This is a genomic window from Limnohabitans sp. (genome assembly GCF_038134685.1).
Taxonomy (GTDB): domain Bacteria; phylum Pseudomonadota; class Gammaproteobacteria; order Burkholderiales; family Burkholderiaceae_C; genus Limnohabitans_A.
This window is the reverse complement of sequence record NZ_JAYPVP010000052.1, coordinates 1-1,723: the sequence shown is the minus strand read 5'-3', so window position 1 is coordinate 1,723 and position 1,723 is coordinate 1. Positions and strand designations below refer to the sequence as shown.

Annotated in this window: 3 protein-coding genes; all 3 read left to right on the top strand. The window is 59.0% G+C overall.

All coding sequences use genetic code 11. The features are described 5' to 3' along the window. The first annotated feature begins 175 nt into the window (after positions 1-175). The 3 genes from AAFM15_RS11695 to AAFM15_RS11685 all read left to right on the top strand — a co-directional run bounded on the left by AAFM15_RS11695 (position 176) and on the right by AAFM15_RS11685 (position 1,621). Positions 176-640, top strand: a complete 465-nt coding sequence (locus AAFM15_RS11695; RefSeq protein ID WP_341686886.1) for a glycoside hydrolase family 73 protein — start codon at positions 176-178, stop codon at positions 638-640. Beyond that, complete coding sequence (locus AAFM15_RS11690; protein ID WP_341686885.1) at positions 637-1,152, top strand: hypothetical protein; 516 nt, start codon at positions 637-639, stop codon at positions 1,150-1,152. The genes AAFM15_RS11695 and AAFM15_RS11690 overlap by 4 nt, the downstream gene beginning before the upstream one ends. 142 nt (positions 1,153-1,294) lie before the next feature. Then, on the top strand, positions 1,295-1,621 hold the full coding sequence (locus AAFM15_RS11685; RefSeq protein ID WP_341686884.1) for a helix-turn-helix transcriptional regulator: 327 nt from the start codon (positions 1,295-1,297) through the stop codon (positions 1,619-1,621). The last annotated feature ends 102 nt before the right edge of the window (positions 1,622-1,723 follow it).

The window sequence follows — 1,723 nt, the reverse complement described above, 5'->3', positions numbered from 1 at the left end:
AACACTTCGATCTGCATCACTGGGCGTTTTCAACCATGGGACTGTGTGCCATGGGCGGATTGATCTTCGCCTGTGGCCTGCCGGGGTGGGCGATGGTGCGCTGGACCTTTGCCTTCATCGACAAGCGCCGGGATGACTCACTGGATGCGGTGGCCAAGGATGTGAAGGAGCTGCTATGAAGCCGATTGAATTCATCGCGCTGATCGGATCTTCTGCTCAAGCCACCGCCAAACGCACGGGCGTCTTCGCCAGCATCACGATCGCTCAGGCTGCATTGGAGTCCGGCTGGGGTGAGTCGGGCCTGGCCAAGGTGGGCAAGAACCTCTTTGGCATCAAGGCCGACAGCCGCTGGCGAGGGGATACTTTGATCCTGCAGACCAAGGAATTCATCCATGGTCAGTGGGTTGTGGTGCCTGCCAAGTGGCGCAAGTACGCCAGCTGGCAAGAGAGCATCGATGACCACGCAGCCTTTCTCAAGCAAAACCCACGCTATCAGCCGTGCTTCCAATGCCTCAAGGCAGAGTCATTTGCACAAGCACTGGCCAAGGCGGGATATGCCACGGATCCAGGCTATGCCGACAAGGTCATCAGCCTCATGAACCAGCACAAGCTGCAAGCCCTGGATGGAGGTACGCCATGAACTGGATCACGCGATTCCTGTTGAGTCACTGGAGCTCCATCTTGGGCGGGCTTGTACTGCTCATGGTGCTGATTTTTGGTGTCCAGATTGGACAGACCCGCGTCCAGCGCGCCTGGGATGCCGAAAAGCAGCAGGCCGCATTGATTCAGGCCAAGCAAGAGCAACACGTTGCCGACACCCTTCACGCGCAGCGAACCATCAATCAGGAGATCTCGAATGAATTTCAGACAAAAAAGGGCTTGCTGGCCGGTTTGCGGCCTGCTTTGCGTGGGGGTGATGTCGGGCTGCGCATCCAGCCCAGCCATGATTCCGGCACCATGCCCGCCGTTTCCGCCATTGCCACAGGAGTTGCGGCAGCCCCCACCGACGCTGTACCTGATTCCGCAGGCCTTGCGACCGGCATCTCCTGTGAGCAATTGGCCCGCGACGCTGCAGAAACCACCCTGATGGTTCTGGAGCTGCAACAATGGCATGCCAGGCAGTCAGCGGCTGACGGTACACCCGCGCCATAAACCTGTCATTGATACCTTAGACCCCGTCTTCTCGTACCCATTTCCCCATGGGTGCGATGAAGGCGGGGTCTTTTTGCGTTTTAGGCTACGAATTCACACGATCGTATGATCTCTTGCGCTGCCGTTGCGCTACGCTTCGCCCATGGACACCTTGATTCCCGCCTTCCTACGCCGCCAGCGCAACCAACGTCGTCTCACGCTGGAAATGTTGTCCGCCAGGGTGGGCATGTCGCCCCAGCACCTGTCGGAAATCGAAAGTGGCAAGCGTGATCCGCGTCTGTCGTCTATCGAGCGCATGGCGGAAGCCATGGGCATGACGGTGCTGATCGTGCCGGAGGCGCTGGCGCCGGACTTGCGCCGCTATATCGCCAACAACGGCCGTACCTATACCACCCAAGCAGGCAAAGTTGGCACCACGCCCACTACCCCTGAAGCCTCCGGACCCGAGCATGCCCAAGAAGAAATCTGACCTGACCAAGCCCAGTGCCGACCTGGCGCAAAACACGCTGCTGTTCACCACCGAAGTATTCGACGACCCTGAAACAGGCAAACCCACCCAGTACGGCCGCTT

What these genes read in the sequence shown, in the direction of transcription:
- AAFM15_RS11695 (WP_341686886.1), top strand. Translation starts at nt 176, where the DNA reads ATGAAGCCGATTGAATTCATCGCGCTGATCGGATCTTCTGCTCAAGCC.
- AAFM15_RS11690 (WP_341686885.1), top strand. Translation starts at nt 637, where the DNA reads ATGAACTGGATCACGCGATTCCTGTTGAGTCACTGGAGCTCCATCTTG.
- AAFM15_RS11685 (WP_341686884.1), top strand. Translation starts at nt 1,295, where the DNA reads ATGGACACCTTGATTCCCGCCTTCCTACGCCGCCAGCGCAACCAACGT.